Consider the following 19,877-nt stretch of genomic DNA (forward strand, 5'->3'; position numbering starts at 1 on the left):
TTTACCACTCTTCTACATTTGTTGGTGATGAATGTGATAAATCTTCAGCCATAGAGAGGGGAGCATATAACTCTTTTCGTCTTGCCCATAAGCCAAACCAGAGAGTGTTCTTGAATGTTAAGTCGGCTTCACGAGTTTTTGACATCAAGCCGTCATCCCACATTGCCTGTATGACTTCTGGATTCCATTCTGCTTTAGCTTGAATGTTACTTGGTAATGCGATCATGCTACCGCCAGCACTCTCATCTTTAGTATCAACAGATGTACCGGTTGATGCATATGCAATGGCAATACAATTTAATGTTGCTATCCCCCAAATAGAGCACTGTTTGGAGTTTAAGTTTTTAGTGGTTAAACTTCCCGAAACTAAGACTAACTCGGCTCCCTGCAGAGTTTGAATTCGAGAGGATTCTATATTCCAAAAATCACTTCCTAGTAATATGCCGACTTTTCCCATATCAGTCTCAATGACTGGGTAACGCTCTTCTGTGTTTTCTTTCATATCAAAGGCATGCTTTACACTTGCTAGACAGTGGCCTTTTCTATCAAGAAGGCGGGTAATATTGACGGTATGGCTGCCCTGTACCTCAAGCCATGATCCCGTCAAAATATAGGTGTTGTATTTGAGTGCTAATGAGGAGAAGGTTTCCTGTATTTTTATAGCGGTATCTTCATCCAACCCGCATTCTGGCTGAATCAATGCATGTTCAGGTAGCACGATAAAGTCTTGAGGCTCTTGACAGGCTTGAGCTACAAGTTTAACGATATATTTTAGCGCTTCTTGTATGGACGCTTTTCTTTGTGTTTGTAAAACCTTAATTCTCATTATCCCTTCCTTAAGCTACTCGAATATTTGGCAGTAATGCCGCTACTTTTCTTTATCATTCTAAGGAGGAGGGATCTGCTGGGTTTGCTGAATACTTTTTTTGGTTTCAGCGACTAAATCTCGACCGAGCCCAACGTAATCTTCATTCAGTTTTTTGTAGCTAAAGGGCGCTCTTGATAGCAAGTTTTTCCATGTGTCGTCGTTATATGTTGGCGCCCTTAGTTTAAGGATGTTTTCAATTGAAAGGTGGGCAACAAGCGTAGAGGCTTCATTATCAGGTGCTTTTGCTATAATTCCTTCAGGAGTCGCGATTATACTGGTCCCTGCGAAAGAGACTGTGATTGTCCGTCCGCCGCGTTCTCCATGGATCTCTCCAACAGTGCTTATATAGACAATATTGACGCAATTAAGGTATGCCGTAGCATGAATGGCATTGACCATGGCATCCAGATTCTGCTTTAAGGAGCCACCTGGGACAAAAATAGTATGAGCCCCCTTAAGGGCTAACATTCTTATGGTTTCAGGAACCCAGAAGTCAGAACAAACAGCTATTCCAATTGGGCCGAACTCTGTATTAATTACCTCTATTGAGTTACCCGGTTCGCATACAACGGTTTCATTAGCAAACATATGAACCTTGTGAGCTTTGCCTGCAATCTCTCCCGCTCTATTTAATAGAACTGCGGTATTACAGTATTTTCCGTTTTGCAAAGATTCGACCATTGATCCTAGCAGGATATACACGGCATATTTTTTGGACAAAGCTCCAAATTGCTCAGTGATTTTTCCTGGGATATTGGTATCTGTGATCCCTTGTAATGCTGATTGACCGGGCATATACCAAGGTGGGCCGAGGAAAAACTCGGGGAGACAGATGATGTCAGGTGAATCACTCATACAGCAACTCTCTACCAACTCTAATGCTTTGGTGACATTGTGTCTGGGCTCATCTTGCCATGTTGTTTGAATTGTGACGACTTTCATGCAGAGTATCCTGACATTATTGCTGGCTCATTAAGGGGGAGCTTGGTATTGCTGTGCCTGGTTTGGAACAGTTATCAATTATCTCAAGCATTTCGTTATTGTTTGAAACACTAACATTGGCTTCAATATCAAATGTTTTTCTTATTTCGGTTCGTATTCGTTCGGCGGTAAGTGATTTATCTTCAGTATTTGTTTGGGTATGAAAAGCGGAAATAGACAAGGTTTGGTTGTTGGTCACTGTGTATGAAAAGTAGGGCTCAAGACCTTGTATACTGAACAAGACTGTATCTAATTCAGAAAAGTGATGAAGTCCATCAGGAGCCTCGAATATATCGTCTTCTCTGCCAAGGTGCGTAAAAGTGGGATGAGGGTTACCACAAGAGCAAGGCTCATGATCTAATCGGATCAGATCGCCTGTTTTGTATCTAATTAGTGGCATAGCTTCAGTATTTAATGTGGTAAAGACCAGCTCTCCCATTTCACCTAAGGGGACAGGGCTGCCTGTTTTAGGGGATAAGGTTTCTGAAAATAGCCGATTAGAGCAAAGGTGCAATTTTTGCTTTTCGCAGGGTGTTGCTACAGCTAATGCCTCAGTCATACCGTAGTGATTATAGACTTTAGCATTCCAAGACTCGGCGATGAACTTCTGCTTAGCGCTAGAGCTTGGCTCTCCGACACAAATGATCTTGTTAACTGTACTGCTCTTAGGGTCTAAGCCTGCTTCCGTTGCAAGTTGAGCTAAGCGAATTGCCCTTGTCGGAGAACAAAATAGTGTTGTTATGGAGTAGGTTTTAATTAAATTGACCAATCGCGTCCAAGGACACAAGATGTTATTTGTGCCGATAGACACAACAGTGACATTCAATATTTCTGCTACTCGGTCAATGTCTGCGCCAACGTAGGTTAATTCATAAGGAACAGCTACTGCCAAAATATCCTGATTTGATAGAATTTTCCCCCAACTGAGACAGACTTCTAAATTATTGCTCAACCAGTCATTTTTAGTGACAAACCCAGAGCTGTACTGGCCTGAAGTTCCTGTACTTTCCCCATATCGGATAATGTTAGAAAAATCCACAGCGAGTAGATTAAATGGGTAACAGCTTTTAACATCTGCTTTAGAAGTAAAAGGAAGGTGTTGAAACGCTTCAATAGTATCTACCTCATGCCAAGAGGCGTTATCTATATAGAAAGGGCTGTAGCTTGTTGCATATCTAATCGCATCATTTAACTGCGTGATAATAGAGTCATCTGATATTGAAAAGTTAGATTGATAACTGTTTAACAGTTGAAGATGTTGAGTATATTGGCCATAAGCTGCGTTAGAATGGCTATGATTGCCAAGGGTGTTACAGCTAGTTTTACTATTATTTACGAGGGCCATATCTGAATTCCACTGTGGAAATTAGGAATAATCCTATAGCCAAGAACATTACTCGTCTACTACCCCTTGGGGTGGTTGAACTCTATTTTAATATCTATATTATCGTTAAATATAATCAATGTTATAGCTGATTAAATAATACAGGGGTTCTACATTTATAATGGTGTGGCACCTTTCTATTTTTATTGCATTGTTTAACGATGTGGTTATTAATCGCTTTGTGATATCTTAGCAAGTTATATAATGGTATTAAATTTACCTTACTACTGATTCTCCTTGGTATGACGAATTAGGTCTAACCAATTATAATGTTATAATTAAGGAATAATAATGACGATGTTAGATGTTTCCGCTTTTAGTGGAGTGCATTGTGAATCAACCACAATGGTAAATTTACTCAGTCAAAGAGGGATTGATATAAGTGAGGCTATGGTGTTTGGGCTTGGTAGAGGCTTAGATTATATATATTGGAAATCTAAATTGATGCCTTATCCATTTATCGGTGGAAGAGTTAAACCAGATAAGTTGACTGAGTTTTTCTCTGAAAATTTGGATATTACCATTATAAGAAAAGAGACCGGTTCAATCGATAAAGCTTGGCAAAATCTAGTCAGTGAAATCGATGCGGGAAACTTAGTCGGCCTTAAGTTAGACAGTTACTTTCTTGAGTATTGTAGTGAGACTTTTCACTTCCCATCACATTATCTGACCTGCTATGGATATGATAATGAGAGGGTGTATTTGATCGATAGTATGGGGAGTGAAGAGCGCTACTCTACAAGTCGAGATAGCCTCTCGAAGGCGAGAAGTTTCAAAGGGCCCATGTCTTCAAAAAGTCTATCTTATACGTTGGCAGAACACGACATTAAGTTTGATCTCGAAGAGGTCATTCCGAAAGCTATTACTCAAAATAGTGAGTCTTACCTGAACCCTCCGATTAAAAATATGTCTTTTAAAGGGATATGCAAAACAAGTGAAGTTATGAAGGACTGGTTAACAACCCTTGAAAATCCAAAAGAGAACTTAGCTTCAATTGCCTATATAATGGAACACGCTGGAACGGGAGGGGGGTTATTTCGTAAACTCTGGGCGACCTACCTACAAGAGTGTTCTCAGATCATTACTCATCCAGGTCTTGATGATATTAGTGCAAGATTTTTTGAAATTGGAGAAGCGTGGAGTCAAGTTTCCAACTTATTAGAAAATACTGCAGAATTATTGGATAAAAGGTTGCTGTTAGAAGCATCAAGTATTCTGTTACGTATTGCTGAGGATGAGAAGAGTGCTATGAAGGATCTTCACTCCTTAGTCATTAATAAAATGTGATCTGTTAATATTAGTCGCCAGGTTGTGATTTACTGGCGAGGGCCTCATCTGCTGCTTTTCTTTGAAAACCTCGTTATCTCGTTAGTTTAATGCTTCACTATATCATTATTACTACCATCTATATTTTTGTCTGGTTTATATTCCTTTATATGTTATTGCTTATTTGATGTCATATCTGCTAGCTGTTTCTTTAACCTTATGTTTTTCTGGTTTTCATCTATTTTAATCTTAATAAAATTAATCTAACTACCCGGGTGGGGAGTTTGAATTAATAATATTCCCTCTATGATGGTTATTAAGTTCAATCACATTGATTAATCACTGCCAAAGTTACGGCATATATTTATGAGTAGAAGGATATGCGCTTTTGCATCTGCATACATGCGAAAGAATGGATCAATTGAAGGATAAGCTCAGGTCAAATAATGTGAATAAATTAGATTACCAACTCTCTTTAGAAGATATGCCCACTCAGTGGTTTAATTTCTTCCCCCACCTACCTAAACCATTACCTCCAGTAAGGGACAATGGGAAGCGTTCAACTCTGGAGATTAGCCAGTTAATTCGCCCTAAAATATTACTTGAGCAAAACGCGCCAAAAGAGAATTGGATAGATATTCCCGAAGAGGTGATAAATAAGTTGATCATGTGTGGTCGACCGACACCATTGCGCAGAGCATTGAGTCTAGAGAAACACCTTAAGACGCCTGCAAGAATCTACTTTAAGCGGGAAGACACCATGGCGACAGGGAGTTTTAAACTCTCCACTGCAGTTGCACAAGCATACTATGCGAAACAAGAAGGTAGAGAGATTCTTATATCGGAAACCGGTGCAGGACAATGGGGGATGAGTGTTGCTTTGGTGAGTCAGATGTTTGGCCTTGATGCTCGAATATTTATGGCTAGGTGTTCATTAGAGCAAAAACCGTATCGGCAACATTATATGAAAATGCTTGGATGTGAAGTATATCCTTCACCGTCAACTAAAACAGAGTGTGGTAAAGAACTTCTACTCCAAACTCCAGGTCACCCTGGAAGTATTGGTAGCGCGATTAGTGAGGCTATTGAGAATGCTTTAGACACGCCGGGATCTGCTTATTTATCTGGAAGCAATGTAAATCATGTGCACTTACATCAAACCTTGCTTGGTTTAGAGGTTAAGCAGCAGCTATCGATGGCTGGTGAATCTAATGTGGATCATCTTGTAGCTTGTGTCAGTGGCGGGAGTAATTTATGCGGCTTTATGATGCCATTTCTGCCTGAGAAGAACAGTGGAGCCAAAATTGATATGTTGGGTGTGGAGTCAACTGCCTCCCCACGATTAACCCAAGGAACCTATGAGTACTGTCGCTCTGATGTTGCTGGTTATACGCCAGAAGTGCTGAGTCACTCCATGGGAGAGAGTTACATACCTGCTCCAGTTCATGTGGGCGGTTTACGAAATCACAATAGCTCCCCCTTAGTCAGTCTACTCTGTCGAGAAGGTATTCTTCGCGCGGAGGCATTAGATGAATTTAATGCCTTTAAAGCGGGCCAAATAATGCTGAAAACAGAGGGAATATTAGTCGCGCCTGAGTCTTCCCATGCGGTTGCTGCTGCCATCGATCTTGCGGAAAAAGCACGCATAGAAAACAAAGAATCTGTGATTGTGTTTTTAGCTAGCGGTAATGGTTTTTTGGATCTGCAAGGTTACAACGATGTATTAAATAATTGATATAGATAATGAAAGGGTTATTAGGTTAAGTATTTATATGAAACTTTTGAACTTCACACCCCAAAGTGGCCAGCATTGTGAAACAACAACGATTCGAAATATGTTGGCTCATGAAGGTGCGCACCTCTCTGAAGCTATGTTATTTGGATTAGGAGAGGGGCTAGACTTTCAGCATTGGGTCTCTCAACAGCCAACGGCTATTCCTCCTATACTTTCGGGAAGAGTTGAGCCCGGCCGAATTACTCATAACCTTTCCAAACACTTAGAGCTAGATTTTAATGAGACAGTCACAGAGTCTCCTTCGGTTGCACTTAAACATATTGAGTCAATATTAAATGATGGGCAAGTACCTGGATTAAAAGTAGATATCTATTACTTAGATTACTTTACATCTAACCGTCATTTTGCTGCCCACTACTTGTCGTTATATGGTCTCGAAAAAGAGCGTGCTTATGTTGTCGATACGTGCCAGCAAGGAGGGGCAAATCAGTTACCAATAGAGTCACTATCTCATGCTAGAGACTCCCAGAAAGGGTTTATGCCTTCTCGAAATCTATCCATACATTTAGCCTCACTATCTGACTTATCTCTTCAATTTAGCGAAGGAGTGATCTCCTCTCAAACTACCCAAGTGTTAACTCAAGCGATTAAGAATGTGGCGACTAACCTCTTACAAGAAAGGGGGCCGCTGTGTGGTATTCAAGGCTTACATACAACAGCGAAAGAGATATCGAACTGGCATCAACATTTCGATAACCCTCAAGAATCAGTCGCTTCGGTAGGTAACTTTCTTAGATTTGCAGGCACTGGTGGTGCGAATTTCCGTCTGATATATAAAGCATTTTTATCTGAGTGCATAGACTATTTAGACTGTAGCATCATTAAGAACTCTGACTCAATATTTGAATTGATCGTCGCTCAGTGGGATTCAACAATTGATCATCTCTTGGCATTTTCAAATAGTGGAATAGAAGCTGATTTAATGAAAGCCAGTCAAAGTTTCTATGAGGTGGCCAATTTAGAGCATGAAGCAATGTTACAGCTCATAAATGTTGAAAATACACCAACTAGGGTCGCGGTATCACCCATCAAGGATGAGAAAACAATTTGTAGAATGTGCCATGGTGGATGCGGTGCAATTGTTACCATGGAAAATGGTATACCCAAAGCAATCCGAGGGGACTCATCCAACCCTATCAGTGAAGGGTATTTTTGTGCCAAAGGAAAAGCATCAATTGAGCTAGTTAACCACCCAGATAGATTAATGTTTCCACAGAAAAGAGTGGTTAAAAATGGTCTTGTGACTTTTGAAAGAATATCTTGGGAGGAAGCGCTAGATGAGATTGCGACGAAAGTATCGCAAGTGAAAGCTCAATCTGGTTCAAAAGCCATTTCATTTGCTCAAGGGACAGATAGAAATTATCAGGAGTGGGTATTTAGGCTGGCTAACGCAATAGGCACGCCTAATGTCGTTGGTCCTGCTCATGTCTGCTTCTATCCAAGGGTTATGTCGTCTATTTTAACTTTTGGTGGCTTCACATTTTCTGACTATGACGGCCAGCCCAATACTGTTCTTGTATGGGGGAGTAATAAATTACAAACCCACTCTGATGGTGTCATCGGTATTAAACTTGCGAAAGCGATGAAGCAGGGGGCGCAGCTTATTGTTGTTGACCCTTATGAAACCATTGCGGCTAAACAAGCAGAGATCTGGCTGCAGATTAAACCCGGTACCGATGGGGCTTTGGCGTTAGCCATGATGAAGCTTATTATCGAAGAGAGATGGTTTGATGATGAGTTTGTGAGTGACTATACCCTTGGTTTTGAAGAGCTCGCTGACAAACTTGCAAATCACGATATTAATGAATTAGCGGAAGAAACAGGACTGTTAGTCGCTGATATCTACAGGGCAACACGACTTTACTCCTCCTCTCTTAGGGCGACGATTGAAACGGGCACAGGTGTTTCTCAGAACAGCAATTCATTCGATACGCTTCGCTCTATCTATATGCTGTCTGCACTATGTGGCTTCCTTGATAAAGAGGGAGGGGATGTGATCTGGGAGCCTATGGATGTTGATGGTCGTCGCTCATTTCCTAGGGCGGATCTATTACCTGAAGAAAATGCTGGGGATCGATTAGGGAGCGATCAACATCGTATTTTAGCTATGAGCGGCTGGGCAACTGCGGATGCATTGTGGCGCTCTATCTTGACTGCTGAACCCTATAAGACAGAGTGTTTAATCGTATTTGGAAGTAATTTATTAACTTCTTATGCAAATCAGAAAGATGTTCACAAAGCATTAGAGGAGCTTGGTTTCCTTGTTGTATGTGACATGTTTATGACACCGACAGCGCAAATGGCTGACATTATTTTACCCGTTTCCAGTTGGTTAGAGAGAGATCAAGTTGTTGAGTTTAATGCTTATATCGCACCTCGAAGAAAATTGGCACAAGTTGCTGAATGCAAGTCTGATGAGGAGATTATTTTAGCCTTAGCTGAGCGACTGGAAGTGTCTGAGCATTTTTGGCCAACACTTGGGCAGGCATTGGATCATAAACTCGCTAATTTATCTCTTGATTGGGCCTCTTTTTCAGATAAAGGGGTGATGCTCAATAGCAAAAAGTATCGCAAATATGAGCAGGGAGGCTTCGCGACAAAAAGTGGCAAAGTTAATCTATTCCATCATGGTTTGAAACAGATGGGATACTCAGCTCTTCCCGAGTACCAACAAGTCGATGTCACTCCTCAAATGGTCAATGCATACCCCTATATTCTGACCAGCGCCCATTCTCGGTACTTCTATAACAGTGAATATCATCAACTTCAGAGCTTGGCCAAACATCAAGAGCACGCGTTAATTTCGATGCATGTGGATGCTGCAAAAGCGGAAGGTCTCTTTCAAGGAGACACGGTAAAGGTGTATACCCCAGAAAACTTAGATGGGGTCATATTCAGTGTAAACCTAACTAAAAAGGTGGCAAAGAATGTTGTCTATGTTGATGCGTGTTGGTGGTACCCGAATCAGACCTCAATTGAGCAAGCATTATGTTCATCTGTCAACGCTCTGACTCATGGTGGAGCGGTAAACGGACAGATGGGAAGCAATAATCTACGTGGTTTTAGAGTGGCATTGAGTAAGGTTGAGCAGACATTGCCTCAATCGGAGCTCAATGGTTCTTTAGCATCGGTGAACACACTATGACGCAATTGATGAGCAATGAATCGAGAGTCCCTGAGACAGACAATGGACAGCAGGGGGAGTATATCGCTGAGCAGTATAACTTGATGCAAAGAGATATTCGTGATCATGGATGGTTAAACGACAAGGTGGAGTTACTTATCAATGAAGGTGTTGTGAGTGGTGAGATATTAGAGGTCGGGATGGGACCTGGCTACTTAGGGCTTGAATGGCTAAAGATGGTGGGTAGAAAAGGGCACGTAACGGGCTTAGATATTGCTGCTGATATGGTCAACGTAGCACGACGAAATAGCGTTGAATATGGCCTTGAAGCAAGCACCACATATCAGGTGGGTGATGCATTGAAAATGCCGTTTGAGGACGAGAGTTTTAACCATGTTATTAGCTATGGATCACTGCATGAATGGAATATGCCCATGGAAGTGTTTAAAGAGATAGATAGAGTCATTCGACCTGGAGGACGTTACTGCGTCATTGATCTAAGGCGCGATCTTGACAGGCAGGAGATCTCTTTTATGCGCATGAATATTGCGACTGATATGCGAAAGGGGTTTATGAGTTCCGTTAAGGCTTCATATACCCGTGATGAGCTCATTAAGATGCTTTCTGGTTCGGTACTCGAAGGCGCGAAAATTCAAAACGTGCCTTTGGCTTTATGTGTGTCAGGCCAAAAGAGTCACAGTAAAAATTCAAGTAAGAACAAGCTGTAACGGTAAGTTAACGAGGGGACGGTGTGATGCTTAATTCAACTTTGGGTGCCGATAATGGGGATATACCTTGTAAGTCACAGTGCCCTTTAGACACCAATTTGTATATAGGAACCATTGGTCAATCAGTTGAATTACCTTTCCTTGGTGGCTACATATTTGAAGATGCATGGCTGCAGATTGTCAATAAAATGAAATTGTTAAAGCAGACTGATGTCATTGGATATCTCACAGAGTTCTGCGGCAATGACGCCCTACCTAAGTGTGATTTTTCGGTAATAAATGGGATTAACCATATTGCTTTTTATCTTGGGGATTATGACACCAATGAACAAGTTCTGCAGTGGTACTCCTTTTTGCAAAATAAAGCTAAGTGTGGGGAGGAGATCACATCAGTCCTTATGGGGCCCTCATATATCTCTCCTAAACAATATGGAACCCAAGGGTGGTGGTACTCCTTGGTCTTTAAGGATGATTTTGTTATCGAGCTATTCTGTTGCCATCGCTTTGGCCAATGGCGTGATAAGAGTTCAAAGGAGAGGGTTGATTTGATGTCTCACTTAGCCTTTGAAGTTACTCAAATGGAAGCGGTCAAACCACTTATTGAAGGTTTAGAGCGCATTGAGAATCATCTTCAAGTCATCGCGTATACCGAGCAAGATGAGATGGGTCATACCTATGGGCATGTTAGGAATAATCAAAGCAATAGAGTTATTGAGTTGGTTCATCAACTACCAATAGAAGATGGAGGACAGGGTGAGACAGTTTAACTACGTGATGTTTTTTTTCATTTTTCGAAAGCTTGAAGGCAATTACCTATGAGTGACCAAGTTGGTATAACGATCAATAAGCTCTCTGCAGTATTAAAACGTCGAATTGAGATTTCGAATGATGTAATGAGCACGCTCAGTTTAAGTCGTGATGAGTTCAAGTTGTGGCAGGAACTGGCGCTGTTGAATAACGTCAAACATGCATGTTTGCACTCGCCTTTTTATCAAAACCATATTCCCAAGCAACTGGCTCAAGAGTTTATAAATGGTGATTTGACCCGTTTTTCTAAACTGCCATTTACTACCCGGGATGATTTGATGAATCAATATCCATTAGGGCTATTATCAGTGCCAAAGGAGCAAGTAGTTCGCTTTAATGAGAGCTCTGGTACATCTAATGGCAAACCCATATCAGCATATTTTACCCAAAAAGATTGGCTTACTAATAACAATACTGTGGCCCACTTTCTCTCTTCGGTTCTGACTTCTAAAGACTGTGTGGCGCTTGCTGTTCCCTACGAACTAGCAGGTATTGGGCAAGATTTAGATCGTTCAATAGAGTTATTAAATTGCTCTGTTGTTGCACTGGGAGCATTAACGAAGTTTTGCCCGCCTGAGCGGATGGTCAATATATTAAAAACTGCTGGGGTTACAACACTTATCTGTTCAGGAACGCGAGCTCTCTATTTAGCTGATGTTGCCAAGGAGCAAGGGATATGTCCCAAGTCTGAGTTAAAGGTAGACAAAATACTGTTTGCTGGTGAAGGGGCATCAAAAGCGAAGCGTCGATTGTTAGAGGAAACATGGGGGGCAAAAGTGTATGCCATGTATGGCATGACGGAAACAAATACTTTGGCCATGTTCTGTACTGAAAACAGACTTCACTTGATTGAAAACCGTAACTATTTCGAAGTAATTAATCCGACAACTGGCTCTTTGCAGGAACGAGGTGAAAAAGGGGAGTTAGTGGTGACATCACTCAGTTCAGAAGCGATGCCACTAATACGTTATCGGACAGGAGATTTTTGTACGATTGATGACTTGCCATGCCGATGTGGTAGCCCATTTAGAGTGTTAAATCATATGGGGCGTACAACTGATTTGATTATGGTTGGTAGTAAGCCTATCAGTCAGTTGCAATTAGAAGATGCAATCATGATGCATCTGCCTTCGTCACCATACTATTTCAGCTTTAAAGCAAAGAGTGACAAATTGTTGATAGGGCTAACTTCCAACAACATTCTGGATACTGTTCATAGCAATATCGCGCATGAGATTCTTCGACGATTCGAGGTCTCTGTTGAGTTTACATCGATAGCAAAAGAGAAGTTTGTACACGCTTTAAGAACTGCCGCAAAACCAACGATGAATAACTTTTTGTTAGATGATGAAGATGCCAATGAGTGATGATGATTTTGAAATATATCCAGAAAATGTACCTGGCAAATACTTCGTTAAGAACCTATGTATCGATTGCCAATTATGTGCGGATATTGCTCCGAAGAACTTTGCCTGTAACGAAGATGAAGAGTACCACTATGTAATAAAGCAACCAGAAAATGCTGAAGAAGAAGCTCAAGTTATTGAAGCACTTGAGTATTGCCCAACAGAAAGTATAGATATTTTTAACGATGAGATTGAATAATTCCATTAGTTAAAATGAGTAGGAGTATCATGGAAACTAGATCCCAAACATCAGACAATGGTGATATCACTGACACTGGAAAGTCTGCCTGCCCAGTTGAAAATTCAACTGCGGAATTAACTCATAACTCTGAAAAAGAGCTTCGAAATGCTCTGGGAAAAATAGCGGAAAGCTATGATGAACTTCATAATATATCTGTTATTCAACAAGCAAAAAATTACTATCAACTGCCTTTAGGGTCTTACAACTCAACAATTAAAGCTATTTTTCAATCCGCAGAGGTCGCACTTCAGAATCTGATAAGACTAACTAGATTAGCAAGCTGTAAGATAGCTCAAGATGATATAAATAGCGCGATGAAGTATGTGAAATGGAGCCGAGGCTTTCATCAGTTACTTGAGAGTTTAGGTTCTGCAGCATTTAATATTCAAACCTACTTTCCCGCTCAATGTGTGCAACGTACTGCTAGGTTCAGTATTAAGGATTCTCCCACACTCAAGGAGTATGTGTTTGTTGTCTCTGAATTTGAATCAATATTTGAGGCCAAGTTCCTATCAAAAACAGAAAAAAATAACCTTCTAAATACTATTGGTTTAACTAGCCATGAAGATGTTGTTTACTCCATTGTGCACAGTTTACGCATCTTGGTTCATGATGCTGTGAAGTGGGAGTCGGATTTAACTGACGTCATGGTTGAGCCAGGTTTACCTCCCTATAATGAGCTAGTTGCCACAGAGCTTCTAAAAACAGCTATCGATACCGCGAATTTAGAAGCGGAAACCTACTATCCAATGTTTGTTGCACTCCATCAAATTCCTGAAATTCTTAGTGCTGAAGTCAATGATCATACAGAGAGAGCGATACTGTATGTAAGATCTGAAGAGCTCTCGTTGGCTCAAGAGCAGCTATCAATGAGTGTCAAATTGATGGAGCCTCTCGTTAAAGCACAAACCGTTATGGTTGATTGCTTAGCAACGGGTGAATATCACTATTTACGAGAAAACTTAGGACCGGCTAGTGGAATGCACTCACTGGCTATTCGGCAACATATGTTCAGGGATCTATTTTGTAGCTTTTGGAAAGAGCTTGAGCTGTGGATCACAAAAGGCGGAGGTTCTTTAGAGAGTAAGTTGAATGAGATATGTCTAGCTCGCCACAGTGACAGTAGCAATGGTGAAAGTTATGCACTAATCAATACCGCTATTCAATTACATCAATCATTTCAAAAATGGCGACATGAGCACTTGAATATGCCAAGAAATTGCCTGGGTAGCGGGGGAACCAAATCTATGATTGGTATCCCTGACGGGCTTGATATGGTGAAGAAAATGCGAGATGCATCGAATACATTCCCTTCATTGAAGCTGTTTTATGAAGCGATGAATTTAAAGCTTACCAGTCAGGAGCAAGATGCTCTATTAACGGCACATCACCTTGCTGATATGTCACTTGATAGTCAGTTAATTGAACTAACTGGACATGTTACTCGTGAAGTGTTTCCTGAAGTTCAGAAAAAAGATGTCTGTCCATTCAGGTCTAGCCACCCTGTGAGAAAACCATGAATAAAACAATTCCCAAATTAGAAGCTATGGATGATTTTTGTACTCTAGATTACAAACTTCAGTTATGTCGTTCAGCCGCTAAAGGTGCTTGGACTGGTGCTCGATATATCGAAAGCCTCAAAGATGGCAGACAAGTTTGGTATGACGGAGAGGTCATAGATGTGACTCGCCACCCTTCGTTTCAGGGGCTGCTTATGGCTCTAGCTGAGCTTTATGATAAGCAGAGGCTTGAGAACAATAGTGCTGATATGTTGACTGAACTAGATGATGGAAGTTTGCAGGTAAGTGCCTCTTACATAGTACCTTCTACTCGTGAAGAGCTTGATAAAAAGTGGCGTAATAGCCATAAGTGGATGCAATTAAGTTATGGACAGCTGCCACGAGTTCCCGACTTTATGGCCAATGTAGTGGTGGGGTTGTATGACTTTCGTCATGAGTTAGGAAAGGTTGATCCTCAGTTTGAGAAAAATGCAGAGGATTATTACCACTATTGTAGAGAACATGACATCTGTTTGACCCATGCGTTGGGAGATCCACAAATTGACCGTTCAGCTAGTCCTGTTGAAAATCCAGATCATGCTTTGAGAGTGGTTAAAAGGACGAAAGAGGGAATTGTCGTTCATGGAGCTAAGCAACTCGCAACTTTGGCACCTTACTGTCATGAAGCTTTGATCTATCTCTCTCCTGCTTTTTATATGCGCGAGTCGCCTGAATTCGTTGCTTGGTTTAGTGTTCCAATGAATGCTCCAGGTTTGAAGTTTTTATGTCGAGAATCACACGTTGGCACAAGTAATGGGTTTAGACACGCTTTCTCGCAATCATATGATGAACAAGATTCGATGCTGTTCTTTGACCATGTCTTTATTCCGATGAATAGAGTCTTTTTACTGGAAAATACCGAAGTGGCAGCCAAAGGCTTTCATGAATTAAATAAGTGGTCTTTATATGTTGGTCAAATCCGTTTCTATCACAGGCTACGAACATTTCTTGGTGTGACATCTTTGGTTGCTAAATCCATCGGTGTAGATGGATTTCGTGAAATTATGAATCGGGTCGGTGAGCTCACCTCCTATGTGGAGTTAGTACGTAGTTGTCTGGTTGGAATCGACTCTGAAACAAGAATCTCCAGCGCTGGAAATATAGCACCAGGCTCAACGCTAGCGTTAGACTCCTTCGCCTCTCAAATCGCTCCTAGAATCAATGAAATACTAAGGGATATAGGAGGCTCGGGCATCATTATGCAGCCAAGTGCCAAGGATTTAGCTAATCCTGAACTACGTCCCTATCTTGAAAAGTACATGAAAGGTAAGGGGGTTGATGTGGACTTTAAGACAGATCTATTTAGGTTGGCATTTGAGCTTATCGGTGATCGATTCGGTGCTCGTCAAGAGCTTTATGAAATATGGAATCGTGGCGATATCGTGAGAACGAGAATGGCTCTGTGTAAAAGTTATCCTGATTTGAATAACTGTGAAGAGGAGATAAAAGATCTTATTAAGGAGCTGAAATAAATATGCCCTGCAAGGTGTAGAGATATTTCGGGTCAGTTTAATGTACCAAATATTGGGTCGGGATAGGACTACGGGAATTTTAAATGGCTAGTAGAGAAGACTTGATTAAACAACTTGATGCAAGTGATGACGTTGATACTACATCAAATAAGTTTATCACATTAAAGTCGTTATCTATTACTGCCTTAATCGTTGTAAGTATTATCTTTTCGATAAGTAAGCTGGCTGTCGAGGGGGATAAAAGTGAAGAGTATCCCATTACGCCTCAGGGAGCTGTTGAGGGGGAGAGTATCATTGATGCTCAGGTTTCATCACCAGTTACAGAGACCGTTGTGCTGCAGGCTTCCGGCTATATTATGGCCAAAAAAATGATGACGGTCTCTTCAAATGTATCAGGACGATTAAATAGCATCATGATTGAGGAGGGGATGCGAGTTAAACAGGGAGAACTATTGGCCACCTTTGATGATTCTATCCCTCAGACAGAGCTTAAAATGCTTGAATCTCAATACAGTTATGGGCTTGCTAGATTGAAAGAGAGTGAAGCTGAATATACGGGACATCAAGTCAGCTTACGCAGAATACAGCGTCTATTTGATAGCGGTAATGGCAGTGTTGCTGAGCTTGATGAGATGAAGACCAAAGCAAACATATTAGAAGCCAGAGTTGCTGTTGCAAGTCGTGAGTTGGAAATTGCTAAAGAAAACATTAACACCCAGTTGAGAAGGCTTTTGGAATATAAGGTGTATTCACCAATGCAGGGCGTTGTTGTGGATGTGATGGCTCAAGCTGGTGAAGTTATTTCATCATTAACAACGTTTGGCACCGATGAGCAATCAGGAATTTGTACCATTGTTGACATGAACTCCTTGCATGTAGAAGTCGAAGTGAGTGAGCAATATATCAGCCGCGTAGCAGTGGGGCAGAGAGCGTTGGCGAAATTAAATGCTTATCCAGATTTGCCTGTAGATATAGAGGTAGCGTTAATCGTTCCAACTGCGAATAAAGATAAATCCACGGTAAAGGTTTGGTTAAATATCATTAAAAATGACCCTCGAATATTGCCTGAGATGGGGGTGGAAGTCTCTTTTTTCCCTCCGGATGAAGAGGAAGAACAAGGTCACCTTACCAGTAAGTTGAGTGATGTTGCGGCATAAATGGTATCGCAATGAAATCGTCATCTAGGGGTGAGTATTATCTAGAGAGGTAAGCAATATAATGAGTGCAATTACAATCAATGGTTTGAGTAAATCCTATAAACTCAAAAAGCAAGAGATCCCAGTACTGCACGATATTGAACTCAATATTGAGCAAGGGGAGTTTGTTGCTTTGATGGGCCCCTCTGGTTCTGGTAAGTCAACATTACTAAATGTGATTGGTGGTATTGATAAATCTGATTCGGGGGAGGTATTAGTCGCGGGAAAACGGCTTGATGAGTGCTCTGATAGTGAACTGACAAAGTGGCGTGGTGATAATGTCGGGATCGTTTTTCAATCATATAATCTCATTCCTGTTCTCTCTGCAGAAGAGAATGTTCGGTTACCCCTTTATAAGACTAAGCTGAGTCGAAAAGAGCAAAAAAAACGTGTTGCAGCTGCTTTGGAGTTAGTTGGTCTCGCCGATCGCGCCAAGCATAAACCAACGCAGTTATCTGGAGGGCAGCAACAACGAATAGCGATAGCTCGAGCACTTGTCTCTAATGCCAGTATATTGATCTGTGATGAGCCCACGGGTGACTTAGACCGTGAGATGGCCGACAAGGTTTTAGGGCTTTTAAAAACACTCAATACGAGTATTGGTAAATCAATCATCATGGTCACTCATGATCCAAAAGCTGCGAGTTATGCTGACAGAATATTGTATATGGATAAGGGATACATTGAGGATACAGTATGATGATTATCAGACTCGTTATTGCTCAGTTACTCAATACTAAGATAAGGACTTTACTCACTTTTTTCTCTATCCTAGTCACCTTTTTACTGTTTGGGCTGCTATTTTCTATCAGTTCATATTTCAATGGAACGGTAAATATAGCGGGTGCGCAAAGAGTCATCAGTACCCATAAAACATCTCTAATTCAAATGTTACCTGTCGACTACGGAAATAAGATTGCGGCTCTTGATGGAGTAAGGTCTGTTACTCACGCCACTTGGTTTGGAGGGCAATATATCTCTCCAAAGAACTTCTTTCCTAAATTCGCGGTTGTGCCGCAGGATTTTCTTACTATTTATCCAGAGATGTTACTTGAACCTGATGCCCTCAATCTTTGGCTTTCAACTCGGATTGGAGTGGTTGCTGGACGCACTATTGCTGATAAATATGGTTGGAAGATTGGCCAGAAAATCAATATAGAGGCCGATATTTGGCCCAAAAAAAATGGCGGCAGTACATGGGAATTTGAGCTGGTGGGTATCTATGATGGGAAAGATGCGTCTGTCGATACGAGTCGTTTTTTACTCCGCTATGACTATTTTGATGCCGCTCGGTCCCACAGTAAAGGTCAAGTTGGTTACTATATTATTGAGTCGGAGGATGCTAGCCAGAATGATAAAGTTTCAAGTAGTGTTGATCGCTTATTCAGTAACTCAGTGGCAGAAACTAAAACCTCTAGTGAGGCGGAATATACTAAAGCCACAATGAAACAGATTGGGGATATCGGGGGAGCAATAAAAGTTGTCCTTTTTGCGGTGATTTTTACCATTATACTCGTCACAAATAATGCTATTACACAATCTGTTCGAGAGCGAACTCAAGTTATTGCCGTGCTCAAAACCTTAGGCTATACGGATTTTAATATATTTTGTCTTGTGTTAGTCGAGACGTTGATTTTGGTATTTTTAGGAGCTTTGGCAGGCCTACTCTTAGCACAAGGAGTGCTGAGCTCAATAGAGAAACCGTTGGAATCTCTTTTCAACAGTACAATCGTACTGCCTAGTGAGGTATGGCTCTATTCAATTGTGACTGCACTCATTATCGTTGTGGTATCGGGGTTGCCTCCAGCACGAATCGCGCTTAAGCAGAAAATAGCAAAGGCCATTATAGGAGATACGGTTTAATGAGCTCACAAACAATCAAGGTTATTTGGATAAATATAATCAGTTTGCCGACTCGCTTGCGCTCTTCAATCGTTGCAATTGTTGGCTCGGCTGGAGTTGTGGCTGTTCTTGTGACGGTACTTGCTATGGCTCAAGGATTTGAAGATGCGCTAAAAGCACCTAATCAATCAAATCTATTTGTTATTTTAAAAGGAGGTGCGACGACGGAACTGGTGAGCAACATCACTAGCCGAAGTGCACTAAAACTTCGGCAGCATTCAGGTATAGAAAAGGCAAATACTGTTTCACAATTTAGCTCTCAACTGCTCGTTGCCATTAGTGTTCCTATGATAGGGAGAGATGCTGATGCAAATGTCTCCTTACGTGGTGTGGATCAGTCAGCCTATAAGTTACATCACATACATTTACTTAAAGGTACGCTTCCAACAACAGGTAAACGAGAAGTTATCGTTGGTCAGCGAGCTGCTGAGCAGTTTGAAGGTCTACAAGTGGGTAGTCTTATTGGCTCAGGTACAAACTCCTGGAAGGTGGTTGGTATTTTTGATAGCCAAGGAAGTATCCATGAGACTGAGATAATTGCCGATGTTACTATGGTGCAAAACGCATTTCAAAGAGGTAACACATACTCCTCTGTACATGGGAAGCTTTCAGTAAGTGCAGGTGCATCTATAGAGCAGATCCAAACACTGGTTGAAAATGACCCTGAATTAGATTTAGTCCTGTTTAAGGCTGATGATTATTATGCTAATCAATCAGAGAGTTTGTCAGTGTTTATCAAGTCAATTGGCTATTCAACAGCGTTCATTATGGCTATTGGAGCCATATTTGCCTCTTTGAATACTATGTATGGCTCAGTTTCATCAAGAAAGCGGGAGTTCGGGATCTTGCGTGCTCTTGGGTACAGTAAATTGTCCATCGCTATATCTGTGTTTTTTGAATCTGCCTTGCTGTCACTGTTGGGTGGGCTATTAGGTTGTGTGGTGGTGTATCTGATACTCAATAATTATGCTGTCTCGACATTCAATATGCTCAGCTTCTCTCAAGTTGCTTTTAGTTTTTCGGTGACAAAGGAGACGATGTTTGAAGGTCTTAAGTGGGCATTAATTATTGGAAGTTTGGGGGGATGCTTACCCGCATTACAGGTCTCCAAGTTGACGGTTGCAGAAACAATGCGAAAGCATCATTGA

General features: G+C 41.3%; 16 protein-coding genes. 13 read left to right on the forward strand and 3 right to left on the reverse strand.

All coding sequences use genetic code 11. The features are described 5' to 3' along the window. Window position 1 precedes the first annotated feature (1 nt). The 3 genes from SWOO_RS10285 to SWOO_RS25510 are packed head-to-tail and all read right to left on the reverse strand — an operon-like array spanning window position 2 to window position 3,194. The gene (locus tag SWOO_RS10285) at window positions 2-826 is read right to left on the reverse strand and encodes a carbon-nitrogen hydrolase family protein (protein WP_012324638.1); all 825 of its coding nucleotides are present in this window, start codon (window positions 824-826) and stop codon (window positions 2-4) included. A gap of 60 nt (window positions 827-886) precedes the next feature. Continuing rightward, window positions 887-1,810, reverse strand: a complete 924-nt coding sequence (locus tag SWOO_RS10290; RefSeq protein ID WP_012324639.1) for a carbon-nitrogen hydrolase family protein — start codon at window positions 1,808-1,810, stop codon at window positions 887-889. 16 nt (window positions 1,811-1,826) lie between these two features. Next, entirely contained in the window at window positions 1,827-3,194 is a 1,368-nt protein-coding gene (locus tag SWOO_RS25510) for a phenylacetate--CoA ligase family protein (protein ID WP_012324640.1), read from the reverse strand. A gap of 330 nt (window positions 3,195-3,524) precedes the next feature. Between SWOO_RS25510 and SWOO_RS10300 the strand changes: the two genes are divergently transcribed. The 13 genes from SWOO_RS10300 to SWOO_RS10360 all read left to right on the forward strand — a co-directional run bounded on the left by SWOO_RS10300 (window position 3,525) and on the right by SWOO_RS10360 (window position 19,877). Further along, window positions 3,525-4,520 carry a BtrH N-terminal domain-containing protein gene (locus SWOO_RS10300; RefSeq protein WP_012324641.1) on the forward strand — a complete coding sequence of 332 codons (996 nt, stop codon included), beginning with the start codon at window positions 3,525-3,527 and terminating at the stop codon, window positions 4,518-4,520. Window positions 4,521-4,947: 427 nt separating this feature from the next. After that, window positions 4,948-6,234: a TrpB-like pyridoxal phosphate-dependent enzyme gene (locus SWOO_RS10305; RefSeq protein ID WP_229377341.1), complete on the forward strand. Its 1,287-nt coding sequence runs from the start codon at window positions 4,948-4,950 to the stop codon at window positions 6,232-6,234. A gap of 37 nt (window positions 6,235-6,271) precedes the next feature. Next, complete coding sequence (locus SWOO_RS25930; protein WP_012324643.1) at window positions 6,272-9,439, forward strand: molybdopterin-dependent oxidoreductase; 3,168 nt, start codon at window positions 6,272-6,274, stop codon at window positions 9,437-9,439. Further along, a complete protein-coding gene (locus SWOO_RS10315) occupies window positions 9,436-10,146 on the forward strand; it encodes a class I SAM-dependent methyltransferase (RefSeq protein ID WP_012324644.1) in 711 nt (236 codons plus the stop codon). Before SWOO_RS25930 ends, SWOO_RS10315 begins: the two co-directional genes overlap by 4 nt. A gap of 26 nt (window positions 10,147-10,172) precedes the next feature. Beyond that, window positions 10,173-10,913 (forward strand): hypothetical protein, encoded by a 741-nt coding sequence (locus tag SWOO_RS10320; RefSeq protein WP_012324645.1) that lies wholly within the window; start codon window positions 10,173-10,175, stop codon window positions 10,911-10,913. A 48-nt stretch (window positions 10,914-10,961) separates the two neighbouring features. Then, window positions 10,962-12,320 carry a phenylacetate--CoA ligase family protein gene (locus tag SWOO_RS10325; RefSeq protein ID WP_012324646.1) on the forward strand — a complete coding sequence of 453 codons (1,359 nt, stop codon included), beginning with the start codon at window positions 10,962-10,964 and terminating at the stop codon, window positions 12,318-12,320. Then, window positions 12,313-12,558, forward strand: a complete 246-nt coding sequence (locus SWOO_RS10330) for a ferredoxin (RefSeq protein WP_041418103.1) — start codon at window positions 12,313-12,315, stop codon at window positions 12,556-12,558. The genes SWOO_RS10325 and SWOO_RS10330 overlap by 8 nt, the downstream gene beginning before the upstream one ends. A gap of 29 nt (window positions 12,559-12,587) precedes the next feature. Next, a complete protein-coding gene (locus SWOO_RS10335) occupies window positions 12,588-14,120 on the forward strand; it encodes a hypothetical protein (RefSeq protein ID WP_012324648.1) in 1,533 nt (510 codons plus the stop codon). Then, window positions 14,117-15,631 (forward strand): 4-hydroxyphenylacetate 3-hydroxylase N-terminal domain-containing protein, encoded by a 1,515-nt coding sequence (locus SWOO_RS10340; protein ID WP_012324649.1) that lies wholly within the window; start codon window positions 14,117-14,119, stop codon window positions 15,629-15,631. Before SWOO_RS10335 ends, SWOO_RS10340 begins: the two co-directional genes overlap by 4 nt. Before the next feature lie 83 nt (window positions 15,632-15,714). Beyond that, window positions 15,715-16,788 carry an efflux RND transporter periplasmic adaptor subunit gene (locus SWOO_RS10345; RefSeq protein WP_012324650.1) on the forward strand — a complete coding sequence of 358 codons (1,074 nt, stop codon included), beginning with the start codon at window positions 15,715-15,717 and terminating at the stop codon, window positions 16,786-16,788. 61 nt (window positions 16,789-16,849) lie between these two features. Further along, entirely contained in the window at window positions 16,850-17,527 is a 678-nt protein-coding gene (locus SWOO_RS10350) for an ABC transporter ATP-binding protein (RefSeq protein WP_012324651.1), read from the forward strand. Beyond that, window positions 17,524-18,690: an ABC transporter permease gene (locus tag SWOO_RS10355; protein WP_012324652.1), complete on the forward strand. Its 1,167-nt coding sequence runs from the start codon at window positions 17,524-17,526 to the stop codon at window positions 18,688-18,690. The genes SWOO_RS10350 and SWOO_RS10355 overlap by 4 nt, the downstream gene beginning before the upstream one ends. Beyond that, a complete protein-coding gene (locus SWOO_RS10360) occupies window positions 18,690-19,877 on the forward strand; it encodes an ABC transporter permease (protein ID WP_012324653.1) in 1,188 nt (395 codons plus the stop codon). Before SWOO_RS10355 ends, SWOO_RS10360 begins: the two co-directional genes overlap by 1 nt.

The organism is Shewanella woodyi ATCC 51908, from assembly GCF_000019525.1.
Taxonomy (GTDB): domain Bacteria; phylum Pseudomonadota; class Gammaproteobacteria; order Enterobacterales; family Shewanellaceae; genus Shewanella; species Shewanella woodyi.

What these genes read in the sequence shown, in the direction of transcription:
- SWOO_RS10360 (WP_012324653.1), top strand. Translation starts at nt 18,690, where the DNA reads ATGAGCTCACAAACAATCAAGGTTATTTGGATAAATATAATCAGTTTG.
- SWOO_RS10315 (WP_012324644.1), top strand. Translation starts at nt 9,436, where the DNA reads ATGACGCAATTGATGAGCAATGAATCGAGAGTCCCTGAGACAGACAAT.
- SWOO_RS10300 (WP_012324641.1), top strand. Translation starts at nt 3,525, where the DNA reads ATGACGATGTTAGATGTTTCCGCTTTTAGTGGAGTGCATTGTGAATCA.
- SWOO_RS10340 (WP_012324649.1), top strand. Translation starts at nt 14,117, where the DNA reads ATGAATAAAACAATTCCCAAATTAGAAGCTATGGATGATTTTTGTACT.
- SWOO_RS10350 (WP_012324651.1), top strand. Translation starts at nt 16,850, where the DNA reads ATGAGTGCAATTACAATCAATGGTTTGAGTAAATCCTATAAACTCAAA.
- SWOO_RS10325 (WP_012324646.1), top strand. Translation starts at nt 10,962, where the DNA reads ATGAGTGACCAAGTTGGTATAACGATCAATAAGCTCTCTGCAGTATTA.
- SWOO_RS10320 (WP_012324645.1), top strand. Translation starts at nt 10,173, where the DNA reads ATGCTTAATTCAACTTTGGGTGCCGATAATGGGGATATACCTTGTAAG.
- SWOO_RS10330 (WP_041418103.1), top strand. Translation starts at nt 12,313, where the DNA reads ATGAGTGATGATGATTTTGAAATATATCCAGAAAATGTACCTGGCAAA.
- SWOO_RS10285 (WP_012324638.1), bottom strand. Translation starts at nt 826, where the DNA reads ATGAGAATTAAGGTTTTACAAACACAAAGAAAAGCGTCCATACAAGAA.
- SWOO_RS10355 (WP_012324652.1), top strand. Translation starts at nt 17,524, where the DNA reads ATGATGATTATCAGACTCGTTATTGCTCAGTTACTCAATACTAAGATA.
- SWOO_RS25930 (WP_012324643.1), top strand. Translation starts at nt 6,272, where the DNA reads ATGAAACTTTTGAACTTCACACCCCAAAGTGGCCAGCATTGTGAAACA.
- SWOO_RS10345 (WP_012324650.1), top strand. Translation starts at nt 15,715, where the DNA reads ATGGCTAGTAGAGAAGACTTGATTAAACAACTTGATGCAAGTGATGAC.
- SWOO_RS10290 (WP_012324639.1), bottom strand. Translation starts at nt 1,810, where the DNA reads ATGAAAGTCGTCACAATTCAAACAACATGGCAAGATGAGCCCAGACAC.
- SWOO_RS25510 (WP_012324640.1), bottom strand. Translation starts at nt 3,194, where the DNA reads ATGGCCCTCGTAAATAATAGTAAAACTAGCTGTAACACCCTTGGCAAT.
- SWOO_RS10335 (WP_012324648.1), top strand. Translation starts at nt 12,588, where the DNA reads ATGGAAACTAGATCCCAAACATCAGACAATGGTGATATCACTGACACT.